The organism is Arthrospira sp. PCC 9901 (assembly GCF_059013425.1).
Map to the genome: position 1 here is coordinate 2,030,212 of NZ_CP102296.1, position 13,603 is coordinate 2,043,814.

The 13,603-nt window shown below is 44.7% G+C and carries 14 protein-coding genes; 11 read left to right on the plus strand and 3 right to left on the minus strand.

The window, feature by feature from the left end:
- Positions 1 to 68: 68 nt before the first annotated feature.
- The 7 genes from NLZ44_RS08950 to NLZ44_RS08980 all read left to right on the plus strand — a co-directional run bounded on the left by NLZ44_RS08950 (position 69) and on the right by NLZ44_RS08980 (position 7,556).
- Entirely contained in the window at positions 69 to 1,244 is a 1,176-nt protein-coding gene (locus tag NLZ44_RS08950) for a citrate synthase (RefSeq protein ID WP_315651010.1), read from the plus strand.
- A 175-nt stretch (positions 1,245 to 1,419) separates the two neighbouring features.
- On the plus strand, positions 1,420 to 2,538 hold the full coding sequence (gene nuoH / locus NLZ44_RS08955) for an NADH-quinone oxidoreductase subunit NuoH (RefSeq protein ID WP_315651012.1): 1,119 nt from the start codon (positions 1,420 to 1,422) through the stop codon (positions 2,536 to 2,538).
- A 61-nt stretch (positions 2,539 to 2,599) separates the two neighbouring features.
- On the plus strand, positions 2,600 to 3,223 hold the full coding sequence (gene ndhI / locus NLZ44_RS08960) for an NAD(P)H-quinone oxidoreductase subunit I (protein WP_111894347.1): 624 nt from the start codon (positions 2,600 to 2,602) through the stop codon (positions 3,221 to 3,223).
- A 65-nt stretch (positions 3,224 to 3,288) separates the two neighbouring features.
- A complete protein-coding gene (locus NLZ44_RS08965; RefSeq protein WP_006621642.1) occupies positions 3,289 to 3,909 on the plus strand; it encodes an NADH-quinone oxidoreductase subunit J in 621 nt (206 codons plus the stop codon).
- 121 nt (positions 3,910 to 4,030) lie between these two features.
- Positions 4,031 to 4,336, plus strand: coding sequence for an NADH-quinone oxidoreductase subunit NuoK (nuoK, locus tag NLZ44_RS08970; RefSeq protein ID WP_174447153.1), 306 nt, complete (start codon positions 4,031 to 4,033; stop codon positions 4,334 to 4,336).
- Between the two features lie 383 nt (positions 4,337 to 4,719).
- Positions 4,720 to 5,817: an ATP-binding protein gene (locus tag NLZ44_RS08975; protein ID WP_493752550.1), complete on the plus strand. Its 1,098-nt coding sequence runs from the start codon at positions 4,720 to 4,722 to the stop codon at positions 5,815 to 5,817.
- Positions 5,814 to 7,556 carry an EAL domain-containing response regulator gene (locus NLZ44_RS08980; RefSeq protein WP_493752551.1) on the plus strand — a complete coding sequence of 581 codons (1,743 nt, stop codon included), beginning with the start codon at positions 5,814 to 5,816 and terminating at the stop codon, positions 7,554 to 7,556. Before NLZ44_RS08975 ends, NLZ44_RS08980 begins: the two co-directional genes overlap by 4 nt.
- On the opposite strand, the gene NLZ44_RS08985 is transcribed toward NLZ44_RS08980, so the two are convergent.
- Both NLZ44_RS08985 and NLZ44_RS08990 read right to left on the minus strand, forming a co-directional pair.
- Positions 7,550 to 8,515, minus strand: coding sequence for a threo-3-hydroxy-L-aspartate ammonia-lyase (locus NLZ44_RS08985; RefSeq protein ID WP_493752552.1), 966 nt, complete (start codon positions 8,513 to 8,515; stop codon positions 7,550 to 7,552). The two genes, NLZ44_RS08980 and NLZ44_RS08985, sit on opposite strands and share 7 nt — an antisense overlap.
- Positions 8,516 to 8,517: 2 nt before the next feature.
- The gene (locus NLZ44_RS08990) at positions 8,518 to 9,267 is read right to left on the minus strand and encodes an ABC transporter ATP-binding protein (protein WP_493752553.1); all 750 of its coding nucleotides are present in this window, start codon (positions 9,265 to 9,267) and stop codon (positions 8,518 to 8,520) included.
- Positions 9,268 to 9,523: 256 nt separating this feature from the next.
- Here NLZ44_RS08990 and NLZ44_RS08995 point away from each other — a divergent pair, with 256 nt between their 5' ends.
- Positions 9,524 to 9,997 carry a DUF1622 domain-containing protein gene (locus NLZ44_RS08995; RefSeq protein WP_493752554.1) on the plus strand — a complete coding sequence of 158 codons (474 nt, stop codon included), beginning with the start codon at positions 9,524 to 9,526 and terminating at the stop codon, positions 9,995 to 9,997.
- A 50-nt stretch (positions 9,998 to 10,047) separates the two neighbouring features.
- A complete protein-coding gene (gene tsaE / locus NLZ44_RS09000; protein ID WP_493752555.1) occupies positions 10,048 to 10,524 on the plus strand; it encodes a tRNA (adenosine(37)-N6)-threonylcarbamoyltransferase complex ATPase subunit type 1 TsaE in 477 nt (158 codons plus the stop codon).
- Here tsaE and NLZ44_RS09005 read toward each other — a convergent pair.
- Positions 10,521 to 11,693 carry an FAD-dependent oxidoreductase gene (locus tag NLZ44_RS09005; RefSeq protein WP_493752556.1) on the minus strand — a complete coding sequence of 391 codons (1,173 nt, stop codon included), beginning with the start codon at positions 11,691 to 11,693 and terminating at the stop codon, positions 10,521 to 10,523. The genes tsaE and NLZ44_RS09005 overlap by 4 nt on opposite strands.
- Positions 11,694 to 12,283: 590 nt before the next feature.
- Here NLZ44_RS09005 and NLZ44_RS09010 point away from each other — a divergent pair.
- Both NLZ44_RS09010 and NLZ44_RS09015 read left to right on the plus strand, forming a co-directional pair.
- Positions 12,284 to 12,487: a hypothetical protein gene (locus NLZ44_RS09010; protein ID WP_006667902.1), complete on the plus strand. Its 204-nt coding sequence runs from the start codon at positions 12,284 to 12,286 to the stop codon at positions 12,485 to 12,487.
- 258 nt (positions 12,488 to 12,745) lie between these two features.
- Positions 12,746 to 13,579 carry a hypothetical protein gene (locus NLZ44_RS09015; protein ID WP_493752557.1) on the plus strand — a complete coding sequence of 278 codons (834 nt, stop codon included), beginning with the start codon at positions 12,746 to 12,748 and terminating at the stop codon, positions 13,577 to 13,579.
- Positions 13,580 to 13,603: the final 24 nt, after the last annotated feature.

A 13,603-nucleotide genomic window follows, 5' to 3' on the forward strand; every position in this document is an offset into this window, starting at 1 on the left:
AATGGCGCTTGTTTGAATGTGTCTGGTAATGTAATACCTGTACATTCTACACATATAGAAAAGCTCCTATGACTACAACGAGTGAGTTTAAGCCCGGTTTAGAGGGCGTTCCCGCTACGCTGTCAAGCATCAGCTACGTTGATGGACAAAAAGGACTCCTGGAATACCGAGGGATCAGCATCGAGCAGTTGGCCGAACAAAGCACATTTTTGGAAACTGCCTATTTGTTGATCTGGGGAAAACTGCCAACGAAAGACGAACTCGCAGATTTTGAGCATGAAATCCGCTATCACCGTCGGATTAAATATCGGATTCGGGACATGATGAAATGCTTTCCCGAAACCGGCCACCCCATGGATGCTCTGCAAACCTCAGCGGCTGCTTTAGGGCTGTTCTACTCCCGTCGCGCCTTAGATAATCCCGAGTACATTCGCCAAGCGGTAGTGCGACTGCTGGCGAAAATTCCGACGATGGTAGCAGCTTTTAAACTGATGCGGAAAGGGAATGATCCGGTACAACCCAAGGACGATTTGGACTACTCCGGCAACTTCCTGTATATGCTGAGTGAAAGGGAGCCGGACCCCTTAGCGGCTCGTGTATTTGATGTGTGCTTAACTCTCCATGCAGAACACACCATCAACGCTTCGACATTTTCGGCAATGGTGACAGCTTCGACGTTGACTGACCCCTATGCGGTGATCGCGTCGGCGGTGGGAACTTTAGCCGGTCCACTGCACGGGGGTGCTAACGAGGAAGTTCTGGAAATGCTCGAAGAAATTGGTTCTGTGGAAAATGTCCGGCCCTACCTAGATAGCTTGATGGAGAAAAAAGCCAAAATTATGGGCTTTGGTCATCGGGTGTATAAAGTCAAAGACCCGAGGGCAACTATTCTTCAGAATTTGGCAGAGCAACTGTTTGAGAAGTTTGGTTCCGACCAATACTATGAAGTGGCGGTGGAATTAGAAAAGGTGGTTCAGGAACGGTTGGGACATAAGGGTATTTATGCCAATGTGGACTTCTATTCGGGTTTGGTGTACCGGAAATTGGGTATTCCCTCGGACTTGTTTACTCCGATTTTTGCGATCGCTCGGGTAGCGGGATGGTTAGCGCACTGGAAAGAACAATTGGTCAAGAACCGCATTTATCGACCCACCCAGATCTACACGGGAAATCATGCGGAAACTTATATCCCCATTCATGACCGCAACTGTGCGATCGACCTGCAAGGTCCAGTGATTAAATAGGTATTGAACCACTACAGATTGGGATTGGGGGAAAGGGCAATAGCCCCCCCCATTTCCTTTTTTTGGGGGCAGAAATTCCCCCGGCGGTGAAAATTTCCCGTGATTGTGAAGATTTGAGTCCCTCCAACGTTATACTGATCAGGGGAATTGCAGCCGTTTTGAATGCGAATAATATATGAATCCAGGAATTGATATACAAGGAAGTTTCATTCAAGTCCTCCTAGATTTGGGTATACCAACAGGGGTGGCTAAAATTCTGTGGATGCCATTTCCCATGGGATTAATGCTAGTTGGTGCTACCGTAGGAGTATTAGGGTCGGTTTGGTTGGAGCGAAAAATATCCGCCGCCGCTCAACAACGTATCGGACCCGAATATATTGGCCCGATGGGGAGTTTGGCTCCCCTGGCAGATGGCCTGAAACTGTTGCTAAAGGAAGATATTGTCCCGTTTAAGGCAGATCCGCTCTTATTTACTCTCGGCCCGATTATTGTGTCGATTCCGGTGTTTTTGTCTTACCTGATTGTGCCGTTTGGACAAAATTTGGCGATCGCTAATCTGGGGACAGCAATATTTTTGTGGATCGCCCTATCGAGTATTCAGCCTATTGGTCTACTGATGTCCGGCTACGCTTCCAATAATAAATACTCCCTACTGGGAGGGCTACGGGCCGCCGCTCAGTCCATCAGTTACGAAATTCCCCTCGCCCTAGCCGTGTTGGCCGTGGTGATGATGTCTAATAGCCTCAGTACCCTTGATATTGTGCAACAACAGTCCGGCTATGGCATCCTGGGTTGGAACGTCTGGCGACAACCTGTGGGTTTTGCGATTTTCTGTATTGCCGCTTTGGCTGAGTGTGAAAGATTACCTTTTGATTTACCAGAAGCTGAGGAAGAGTTGATCGCTGGATATCAGACCGAATATTCGGGGATGAAATTTGCTCTGTATTACCTGGCTTCCTATGTCAACCTGGTACTATCTGCCCTGTTGGTATCAGTTTTGTACCTTGGGGGTTGGAATTTTCCGATTCCCGTCGTGGCGATCGCAGGACTTTTGGGCGTGAGTGAAACCACCCCTTGGTTACAGGTGCTAACCGCCAGTCTCGGCATTACCATGACTATCCTGAAAGCCTATCTACTGGTATTTACTGCTATTCTGATCCGGTGGACGATGCCTAGGGTTCGTATTGACCAACTGCTTAACCTGGGTTGGAAATTCTTACTCCCCGTGGCTTTGGTAAATCTTTTGCTAACAGCCGCCTTAAAACTAGCATTTCCCATAGCTTTTGGGGGATAAATATTAAAGGGGGCTAATCCCTAAACTAAGTTAACCCAAGCTAAGACACTCCGAAAACACTATGCTCAAGTTTCTTAACCAAGTTGGCGACTACGCCAAGGAAACCATTCAAGCCGCTAAATATATCGGTCAGGGTCTATCTGTCACCTTTGACCACATGAAGCGGCGACCCATTACTGTTCAATACCCCTATGAAAAACTGATTCCTTCCGAAAGGTTCCGGGGTCGCATTCACTTTGAGTTTGATAAGTGCATCTCCTGCGAGGTCTGCGTCAGGGTATGCCCCATTAACCTCCCCGTCGTAGACTGGGAATTTAACCGGGAAACTAAGAAAAAGCAACTCAAACACTACAGCATCGATTTTGGCGTTTGCATCTTCTGCGGTAATTGTGTCGAATATTGTCCGACTAATTGTCTGTCAATGACCGAAGAATACGAACTGGCAGCTTACGATCGCCATGAGTTGAACTATGATAGTGTGGCACTGGGACGGTTACCCTACAAGGTGACTGATGATCCGATGGTGACTCCCCTGCGGGAACTTGCCTATTTACCCAAGGGAGTTATGGACCCCCACGATCTTCCCCCAAATTCCCGTCGTTCTGGTTTGCGTCCAGAGGAAATTCTCGATAAGATGGAACAACAACGGGATGGGGAATCCCAAGCTAAGGCAGAAAAAGCCTGATTTTAATAACTTTGGCAGGGGTAATGTCTCCATTACCCAAACTTTGATAACTCTAGGATATGCCCGTGAATTTAGCAGAAGGGGTTCAGGTCGTTTCCTTTGGCCTGCTAACCATCATGATGATTGGCTCCGCTTTGGGTGTGGTTTTGCTCAAAAATATCGTTTACTCGGCATTTTTGCTGGGAGGCGTGTTTATGAGCATGGCTGGATTATATCTCCTACTCAATGCGGATTTTGTGGCTGCGGCTCAAGTTTTGATTTATGTCGGTTCTGTTAATGTCTTGATCCTGTTTGGGATCATGTTGGTTAACAAACAACAGGATTTTCGGGTTTTACCTAATGCTGGGCTGCGCCAAATTGCTACGGCTGTGGTCTGTGTGGGCTTATTTGCTCTGTTGTCTACTATGGTGTTATCAACGCCATGGTCGGTTACGACTACAGTGGTGACCATTGAAAGTTCGGCGATCGCTATTGGTGAACATTTCTTTACTGACTTTTTGCTACCCTTTGAGTTAGCTTCTGTGTTCTTGCTAATGGCTATGGTGGGAGCTATTGTTCTCGCTCGTCGGGATTTTCTCCCCGATGCTTCTAACGCGCCAACTACAACTACACCTCTTTTAATGCTCACCGAGCGCCCCCGGGAACTGGTCTCCGTTTCTGGTAGCTCTGAGGATTCCTCCGAATAATGGCTAGAGTAGCGATCGGTTAATCTACAGCGAGGCTATTTAACCCTGGGTTAGGCCTTCGCTGTGGTGATCCCGATGGCATTACACAGACACTTGGAAATCTTAAAAATTGTTTATGGAATTGCAACTTCAATATTTTCTATTGGTCGCGGCGGCTTTGTTTTGTATTGGTATCTATGGATTGATTACTAGCCGTAATGCGGTCCGGGTTCTCATGTCTATTGAGTTACTGCTTAATGCTGTTAACCTCAATTTGATGGGGTTTTCTAACTATTTGGACTCTGGGAGTATTAAGGGTCAAGTTTTTGCGGTGTTTGTCATTACCGTGGCGGCGGCGGAGGCGGCGGTCGGTTTGGCGATCGTCTTGACAATTTATCGTAACCGTGATACGGTCGATATGGAAGAGTTTAACTTGTTAAAGTGGTAGTCTTCCTAACTCAAACTAATCATTGAAAGCCTGGTTTCTAAGGAAATTAGGCTTTTTTGGTGGTGGACTCTAAGATGAGAGGGGCGATCGCAGAAGTAAGATCTTATTTTCATTGTGCTAGAATGTTGTAGTGCAGGAATCCCTTGAGCTATCAGGGTATTCCCAGGGTCTAGCACAATTGCCAATTGGGGTCAACGGGTTCCCGATAACTGAATATGGTAAACCCTTTCAGTGAGGGGGAGTTGTTGAACTCGGAAAACCCTGGCTTTGATGGCTAGTGGGTTCAGTTTCAGTTAGCACTCTTATCATCAGAAAAAATTATCCTAGATACTTCACCTATTATTGTTGGACCGGAGACTAAAATAATTGATGCGATCGCTCTAATGAAGGAGTTGGACGCACAAGTTGTTTTGGTTGTCAATGACAGTACCCCGATTGGTTCATTCAGCGCCAAGGAGGTAGTCGATGTCGTGTCGAAAAAAATAGATCTAAATGAGACTAAAGTGGCAGAAGTAATGAAGGAATTACCACTGGTCTTCAAAAAGTCACATTTGCCGAATATCTCTAGCCTAATTTCATTATTTAACAATGCTAAAACTGATTTTTGTGTCGTAGTTAATGACGATAATCATTTATTGGGATTAATTTCTACTTCCCGACTTTTAAAAATTCTGAACAATCCAGTATTATATCAATCAGTTTCTCAACTACAACAACAGGTTGATAGTCTGCAAATTGACAATGATGATTTGCGGGATGATACCCAAGCACAAATAGACGAAATACAGGCAGAATTTCAAGATTTAAAAACTCGTTTAATTACGACAATTTCCCATGAGTTAAGGACTCCCTTAACTACTATTTCTTTCTCGGCTGGATTATTAGAAAGTTATAGTCAGAAAATTTCCGATGACAAAAAACGCACCCATTTTCAGAGAATCAGGGTAGGAATCCAGCAAATGACAGAACTTTTAAATGATATTCTAATCATTGAAAAAGCGGAATCTGGCAAGTTAATCCCCCATCCCGTGCTGGTGAATCTGAAAGAATTTTGCGCTAACTTAGTTGCGGAAATTCAACTAACCACGGATAAACACAATTTAATTTTTACCTGTCCTAGCAGTTTCCCGGATACCAGACTTGATGAGTATTTAATCTCACAAATACTAACTAACCTGATTTCTAACGCGATTAAGTATTCCCAGGCGGGGGGGGATATTAAAATAGACTTGACTTGTGAGGATGATCGGGTTATCTTGATGATTAAGGACTCAGGTATTGGCATTCCTAAGTTGGATCTCAAACACCTATTTGAGCCGTTTCACCGTGGTAGCAATGTGGGGAATATATCAGGAACAGGACTGGGGTTGCCTTTGGTGAAAAAAGCGGTAGATTTACAGCTTGGTGAAATTCGGGTGGAAAGTGAAGAAGGAATAGGAACAACTTGTACAGTTATCTTGCCATCTAAATTAGAGGAATGAAAAAAATTCTGATTATTGAAGATGAAAGATTGGTCAGAGAGAACTTGGTGGAACTGCTAACATTTGAGAATTTCCAAGTGTTGGAAGCTACCGATGGTCTGCGGGGTGTTCAACTAGCTGAACAGGAGCATCCTGATCTGATTTTGTGTGATGTGATGATGCCGATACTTGATGGTTATGGGGTTCTCGCACAGCTTCGACAGAACCCGAAAACGGCAATTATTCCGTTTATTTTTATGACGGCTTTAGCGGAGCGTATGAATACCCGCAAGGCTATGGAGTTGGGTGCTGATGATTATATTACTAAGCCTTGTTCAGCAGATGAGTTGATTCGCTCAATTACGGTGCGTTTAGAAAAATATTCCAATATGCAACGGTATTATCAAAATAATCACAGTCAAATTGTATCTACAGAATCACCACTGAATCAACTGTTGGACTGGGACGGAATCACTAATTTACCGAATCGTTTGGCTTTGCGCGATCGCTTTGAACAAATTTTAGAGAATTTACCAAGTTACGATTCGGGATTAATTCCCATTGTCTGTTTGAGTGTAGATAGATTTAAGCGGATTAATGACATCCTCGGTTATGAGTCGGCGGAAGCACTACTTAAAGCGGTGGGAGAAAGGCTGGTTAAAGCTATGGATAATCAGGGGACTGTAGCTTATTTGACCAGTGGAGAGTTTGCGATTATTGGTAACTTAACCTTGTCGGAAAGTCAAGTCCATGAGCAAGCTCAACTACTCAGAAATGCTGTGGCTGAACCTTTATTAATTAGGGGTCATGAAATTGTGATTATGGCTAGTATGGGAATTGCTCTTTATCCGGTTCATGGTCAGGAGATTGATTCGCTGTTAAAAAATAGTCAAATTGCTTTAAATTCGAGTCGCAGTCATGGGGGAAACCGCTGTACAGTATATCGAGATAGTTTACAGGTTATCTCAGCGGATAGTCTGGCTTTAGAGGCGGATCTGCAAAAGGCGATCGCCAAAAATGAGTTACAACTTTATTATCAGCCAAAAGTCTGCTTAAAAACTGGTAAAATTGTGGGTGCTGAGGCTTTGCTGAGGTGGAATAGGCGCAATAATGGTCTAGTCCCACCTGGGTTATTTATTCCTGTGGCTGAAGAAACAGGTTTAATTCAAGCTCTTGGAGAATGGGTAGTTAAAACGGCTTGTCACCAAATCAAAAATTGGGCAAATTTAGGCCTGTTAATTCCGGTAGCGATTAATGTTTCAGCTTATCAGTTTAATCAGCCTGATTTTTGCGAAAATTTAAGGCAAATTTTACAAAGTGAAGGGGTAGACCCGGCTTATTTGGAACTAGAGTTAACGGAAAGTATCTTAGTTAAAAATGAGGAGTTATCTATCCGCAAGTTAAAGGAATTAAATTCTCTGGGTTTCAAAATTGCCATTGATGATTTTGGGACTGGTTACTCTTCTCTTAACTATTTAAATAAGTTTCGGTTTGACACTTTGAAACTAGACCGCTGCTTTGTGAAGGATGTTGATAAAAATCCGAAAACTCAAGCTATTGTGAAGGCGGTTACTATGATGACCAAACAACTTAACTTAAAGGTGGTGGCGGAAGGGGTAGAAACGGAAGAAGAACTGGCGTTTATTTATGAAAATTTATGTGATGAAATTCAGGGTTATATTTTCAGCCCCCCCATAAATGCTGCTCAGTTTGAAGGTTTATTAAAAAGCGATCCTGATTTGAACCTACCCAATTATTGAAATAAAGCGATCGCCTCTTTTAAATCCACATTACCGCCACTAATAATCACCCCAACACGACGATTAGCAGCGGGGACAATTCCCGAAAGTAAAGCGGCTGTGGCTAATGCTCCGGTGGGTTCTACCACCAATTTTAACCTTTCCCATAAAAACCGCATCGCCTCAATAATTTGAGTTTCGGAAACGGTTACCATATCATCAACGGTCTCTAGGATAATCGGAAAGGTGAGACTTCCCAAATAAGGTGTTCTCGCGCCATCAGCAATAGTTTGGGGGTTGTGAATAGTCTGGAGAGTTTTAGTCTTAAATGACCGGGTAGCATCGTCTGCTAAAGCGGGTTCAACGCCGATAATTTGACAAGCGGGAGAAAGTTGGCGAGTAGCGATCGCGCAACCGGAAAGCAAGCCACCGCCGCCACAACAAACTAACAATAAATCCAATTCTCCTACATCCTCAATTAATTCTAATGCTGTAGTTCCCTGTCCGGCGATAATATCGGGATGATTATAGGGGGGAATAATGGTAGCATTTCTTTCCTCCGCTAGTTGTTGACAATATTTTTCTCGCACTACTTCCGAGGGATTATACAGGACAATTTCCGCGCCATAATTGGCTGTAGCCGATCGCTTGACAGCGGGGGCATTGTCTGGCATAATGATAGTGGTGTTGATTCCTAAAATTGACCCGGCGTGTGCGATCGCTTGGGCGTGATTGCCGGAGGAATAGGTAAACACGCCGCCCTGTTGCCGTTTCGGATCTAGCAAAGATAGGGCATTGAAAGCACCACGAAACTTAAATGATCCGGTACGTTGGAAATTCTCGCACTTAAAAAAAACCGTCCCCCCAGTTAGTCGATTCACGGTGGTAGATGTAACCACTGGGGTAGGCTTAATGTAGCCCTGGAGACGTGCGGAGGCGGCAGCAACTGCGTTAAAGTTAACTGGTAACTGGCTATCCATGGTTAGTGCTGAATTTTGCCATCTTCGAGATGTAGAATGCGATCGGCCACATCGATAATGCGGGGGTCGTGAGTCACCATTAACACGGTCGCGCCGTCTTCCTTAGCCAACTTCCGCAAGACATCAATAACCGCGTGACCGCTGGTAGAGTCTAAGGCTGCTGTAGGTTCATCAGCCATAATCAGTTTAGGACTTCCCGCCAACGCGCGAGCGATCGCTACCCGCTGTTTTTGCCCCCCAGAAAGGTCACGGGGTCGCAAATGCTTCTTATCAGCCAAACCCACTTGATCGAGGCGTATTTGGGCTTCCTGGCGCGCTCTCCGTCCACGAATGCCTTTGATATTTAGGGCAACTTCCACATTTTCCGCGGCCGTGAGTGCTGGAAACAAGTTAAACCCCTGAAAAATAAAGCCAATATTCCTGAGTCGGAACTGTGCCAACTGTTGGCGGGACATTTGGGTAATATTTTCGTCTAACAACATGACTCGCCCGGCTGTGGGGGTGAGAAGTCCGGCTAAAATTGAGAGTAATGTGGTTTTACCAGACCCACTTGGTCCCATCAAAAGTTGTATGTCCCCAGAGCGAACTTGCAGGTCAATACCTTTGAGGACTTGAAAATTTTGCCGTCCAGATTGATAAATCATTTCAATCCCACAGGCCCAAATCGCGATCGCTTTGGGATCATGGTTGCGTTCAGCCACTAGGCTTTTGCTTTTGGCTAAGTTCGTCCAATTTAAGTTAGAAGTGATCATTGATGACTCTCGATCTGAAGATTAGCGACAGCTTACTGGCACGGTCTTTAAAACTTTACTGGTAGTTGTGACATGATCGGCAAAAAAATCTGGTTTCCATTTAATTATGACCTATTGGATAGTGGCAGTTTGGTATCAATATGACATTTGGGTAACTGTCACTGTCGGGGTCAATCTTTCCCCTGGGTTCAGGGGGGAGTCCAATTTTGGCTGGCACTTGATTCCCGCAATTCTATATATAATAGCCTGAAACCCAGTGGATTTGTCTAGTGGTAGCCTTGCCCAAATCGCGATCGCTGATTCTGATCTGGCTGGTGCTGCTAACATAGCTGGGGTAACTCTACCCTTGCATGACAAGTTTATGGAATGGTTATATACGGCTGAGGCTGGACTCAAACTGCTAGTTGATTTGGCGAAGTTTTTATTAGAGACCATTTCGGTTTTTTGTGTGTTATTTGGCGTAGCGAAAACCGGACAACTGGCGATTCGATTTTCTCAATTTCAATATGATGAGTTTCTGTTTATTGAGTTACGGATTAGGTTTGGGGTGTGGTTGGCATTAGCCCTAGAATTTCAACTGGGGGCTGATATTCTGGCTACTACGGTAGCGCCGACGGAGGAAACTCTAATTAGATTGGGGGTGATTGCTGTGATTAGGACGTTTTTAAACTTTTTCCTGAATAAGGAACTTGAGAAGGAGTTTGAATTTAAAAATAATCATGTAAAATAGAGGGATTTTATGGGTGGGTTAATTAGTGGAATTGAGGAAGGTGTGAACAGATGAATGAGGCGGTTATATTATCTCTGGTTGATGCGATCGCCACCCAAGCTGTGGGGGTGAAATTGGGGCGATCGCTTAGTGCTAATAGTTTAATTCTGCTAGAGGGTAATCTAGGGACGGGTAAAACTACTTTAGTGCAAGGTATCGCTAAGGGTTTGGGGATTTCCGAATCAGTGGATAGTCCGACTTTTACTTTGATTAATGAGTATACAACCGGACGGATTCCTCTGTATCATTTGGATTTATATCGCCTGAATGAGTCGGAAATTGAGGGGTTGAATATTTCATTGTATTGGGAGGGGGTGGAGGTAGAACCGGGTATGGTGGCGGTGGAGTGGTCGGAACGTCTAACCTATCGTCCGGCTGATTATTTGCAGATTATTTTGAGTCATACTCCCCAAGGCGATCGCCAAATTAAATTAATTCCCATGGGGGAGTTTGTGATAGAATTGGATGGGTTAATTGACCCGGTTTAACCAAGCTGGGTAAAGTGGCTCATAAATTGCCGATCAATATGGTCTTTCCATTGCCAAATTAGGGGATGGGGACCCAGACGAAAACAGCCGCGTGAGGCGATCGCCTGTTGGTCCCCTGTACTAATTAGGATTAAAAATTCTTTCTGCGGTCGATAGGCTTGTAGGGGTTGTTGGTTGGCTTTGCGTCGCAGGTTTTCCGCCAGGGGTTTTCCTTGACGGACCGCAAAAACTCCGGCTTTGGGTCGGGGATGGTTTAACATGGTGGCGATATCTCCAGCCGCGAAAATCTCAGGGTGAGAGATAGACTGAAGGTAATCGTTAACTAGGATAAATCCTTGTTCGTCCGTCGCTAGTCCTGCGTCTTTTAACCAGGTGGCGGCGCTGGCTTGTGTCACCCAAAACAGGCGATCGCATTTTAGGGTTAATCCTGATTGACAATGAATAGTATGGGGGGATTTTCCTTCGATTTCCGTGACGGTTTCCCCTAGGTGTAGTTTGATACCTCTCTCGCTGAAAAGTTTTTGCAAACGCCGACTAACCCCCCGGTGGCGTTGGGGAATTAGGCGATCGCTTTTTTGAAATAGATGTAACTCTAGGTGATTTTCTGGTAGTGTGCTGTCGAGACCATAAATCTGTTGGAGACGGGAAAATATGGCTAGGCTTAATTCCACTCCCCCCGCGCCGCCGCCAACCACTGCTAATCGCATTTTCTGCGTCCGGTTTTCCCTCACCGTTTCCACAATTTTATCCCAGTGGTCGAGAAATTTAGCAATGGGTTTGACCGGAATGGCCTGTTGTTGGACACCGGGAACTGTGATAGTGCCGGGGGTACTACCTATATCTATGGATAGGATATCGAAGGGGACGGGGGGACGGTTGGCGCACAGGACTTGATTGGTTTGTAGGTCTAAACCAATGGCGCGATCTATCAATAGTCTGGCTTTCGCCAAATTGGCTAAGGCTTGCACATCTATATGACAATCGTTAAACTTATACAGTCCGGCTATATATCCCGGTAGCATCCCCGAATAGGGAGTATGGTACACATCAGAAATCAGGGTGAGGCGTAGTCTGGGAATGGGATTGATGGCCAATTCTTTGAGGGCGATCGCATGGCTGTGACCCCCTCCAATTAGTACCAGGTCCTTAACAGGGGTAACAGAAAACATGGCTTAACTAGGGGAAACTCCGTTGATTTTCATCTTTTATTGATATTAATCGCCAGCAAAACTAGATTAAATATCAGCTATTTCGCTGCCCAAATCCATGATTCCGACACCCAGAAAATTTTACCATAAACCGATAAAAAACTTTATTAAATTTTTCTAAAGATAGCGATCGCTATGTGGTTGGGGGAATGTGGCTAAGTAGACAGTTAAGCACTGATTTTCTGCTGTAACCCCCCAAGCCGTAGACCCCAAGAGTCATAAGGGGATCAAGGATTTTAACCTGTTGATAGGATAGATTTAGTTTTTCCTTAACTCACCTCCAGGCAATTAGTGTATAATCTTATAACAGTGAGCAGTGGCGAATGTACCCAAAATTTTATGGAATCGGGAAATTGATAGATTGGTGTAATTGAATACAAATCTGGGTAGCATATTTTGACATCAATTAGCAATTGCGATCGGTAATATGGCGCATCAGAAAATGTAGATAATACTTCACAACTTATTCACAAAGGCTACCTAGACTAAGTAAACAGAGCTGAATAAATCCGCGTTAACCCTCAACTTTGATCAACTTGGAGTTTGAAATTATGAGTACCTGTCCTTGCTGTGGTTCACCTATGTTAAGGCATATCAACCATAACCGAATTTATTGGTACTGCCAACACTGCCACGAAGAAATGCCTAACCTGTCTTTTATAGTAAGTCTCCAACGATCTGCAAGTCGGATATCTAGCCCCCTTGTGGCTCTGAGTTTTGAGGAAACTAACCTAGAAATGCCAGTGCTGGCTTAGTTTTTCCAGCTAAAAGGCAGTAAAATGCCTAACTTGTATATTTGTATATACGATACCTTTTGGCTAAATCCGGGTCCTATCTACTAAAGGCTGCAATATACCCTCGCAGGGTCATGACCATATCACTCCATCAGCAAAATCATCAACTCCAACTAATCACGAGGGTATTGGAGAATTTTCCAGAAAATTGATAAGTGGCGATCGCTAAGGTAAATTGAGCGATAGCTACTATGCAGCAGCCTTGATGGAAACTCCAATATGTCCACGGAACGATCGCAGTCTTCTCAACCCAAGCGGCCATTACGCTATTCACCACCGCCTAGGTCTCAACGTCACCCTTGGCGGGATTTGGCGATCGCATTATTACGGAAAATCATTAAAATTTTGGAAGGCACCATTGACCAATTGGAAGCCGACCCTCAAATTCCCCGTCGTGGCCGTGGTTATGTTTGGTGGTGGGGTGCAATTTTATTAGTCATATTTGGTGTAGGACTGCTGCTGTTCTCGAAGTCTGGACCGGAAACCGCTACCAATTATCAGAGAGTTGAGGATATCCCACCAGTGACCACAACGGAGACACCACCACAGGTCCCCGTCACTGCGGAAACTATTTCCGAACCACCAGCCGAACCAGAAACCCCAGAAGTTCCTGAAGGCGAACCCCCTAACCCGGAAACCGAAATAGAGCCGGGTCGTTTACCTCCAGAACTAATTACCCCGAAGGCGGCGGAACCTGTGGGTTTGATTGCTTCTACTTTGACTGTGGAACCTTCTTTAACCAACTCAATTCGCGATCGCCTTGCTAAACTAACTAAAGCCTATGGCGAGGATTTGATTGGGTCAGTTAAAGCGAATTTTGCCGGGAGTTTATTAGAAGTGGAGATTAGCGATCGATGGTATCAGCTAGAATCTAAATATCAAAGTCGTTTGGCTAATCAATTATTTAAGCAAGTGCGATCGCTCGATTTTACTCGTCTGGAAATCCGAGATAGTGATGGTCAGCTTGTAGCTCGTAATGCCGTCATTGGATCTGATATGATTATATTTACTCCCTTGAAAGCAGGCGTTATGGAACTTTCCGACCCTCAATAACCGGGAAAAAATCATGCCAATGAC

Excerpts from the sequence above, each read along its gene's own strand:
- NLZ44_RS08950 (WP_315651010.1), top strand. The coding sequence starts at position 69 with ATGACTACAACGAGTGAGTTTAAGCCCGGTTTAGAGGGCGTTCCCGCT.
- nuoH (WP_315651012.1), top strand. The coding sequence starts at position 1,420 with ATGAATCCAGGAATTGATATACAAGGAAGTTTCATTCAAGTCCTCCTA.
- ndhI (WP_111894347.1), top strand. The coding sequence starts at position 2,600 with ATGCTCAAGTTTCTTAACCAAGTTGGCGACTACGCCAAGGAAACCATT.
- NLZ44_RS08975 (WP_493752550.1), top strand. The coding sequence starts at position 4,720 with ATGAAGGAGTTGGACGCACAAGTTGTTTTGGTTGTCAATGACAGTACC.
- NLZ44_RS08980 (WP_493752551.1), top strand. The coding sequence starts at position 5,814 with ATGAAAAAAATTCTGATTATTGAAGATGAAAGATTGGTCAGAGAGAAC.
- NLZ44_RS08985 (WP_493752552.1), bottom strand. The coding sequence starts at position 8,515 with ATGGATAGCCAGTTACCAGTTAACTTTAACGCAGTTGCTGCCGCCTCC.
- NLZ44_RS08990 (WP_493752553.1), bottom strand. The coding sequence starts at position 9,267 with ATGATCACTTCTAACTTAAATTGGACGAACTTAGCCAAAAGCAAAAGC.
- tsaE (WP_493752555.1), top strand. The coding sequence starts at position 10,048 with ATGAATGAGGCGGTTATATTATCTCTGGTTGATGCGATCGCCACCCAA.
- NLZ44_RS09005 (WP_493752556.1), bottom strand. The coding sequence starts at position 11,693 with ATGTTTTCTGTTACCCCTGTTAAGGACCTGGTACTAATTGGAGGGGGT.
- NLZ44_RS09010 (WP_006667902.1), top strand. The coding sequence starts at position 12,284 with ATGAGTACCTGTCCTTGCTGTGGTTCACCTATGTTAAGGCATATCAAC.
- NLZ44_RS09015 (WP_493752557.1), top strand. The coding sequence starts at position 12,746 with ATGTCCACGGAACGATCGCAGTCTTCTCAACCCAAGCGGCCATTACGC.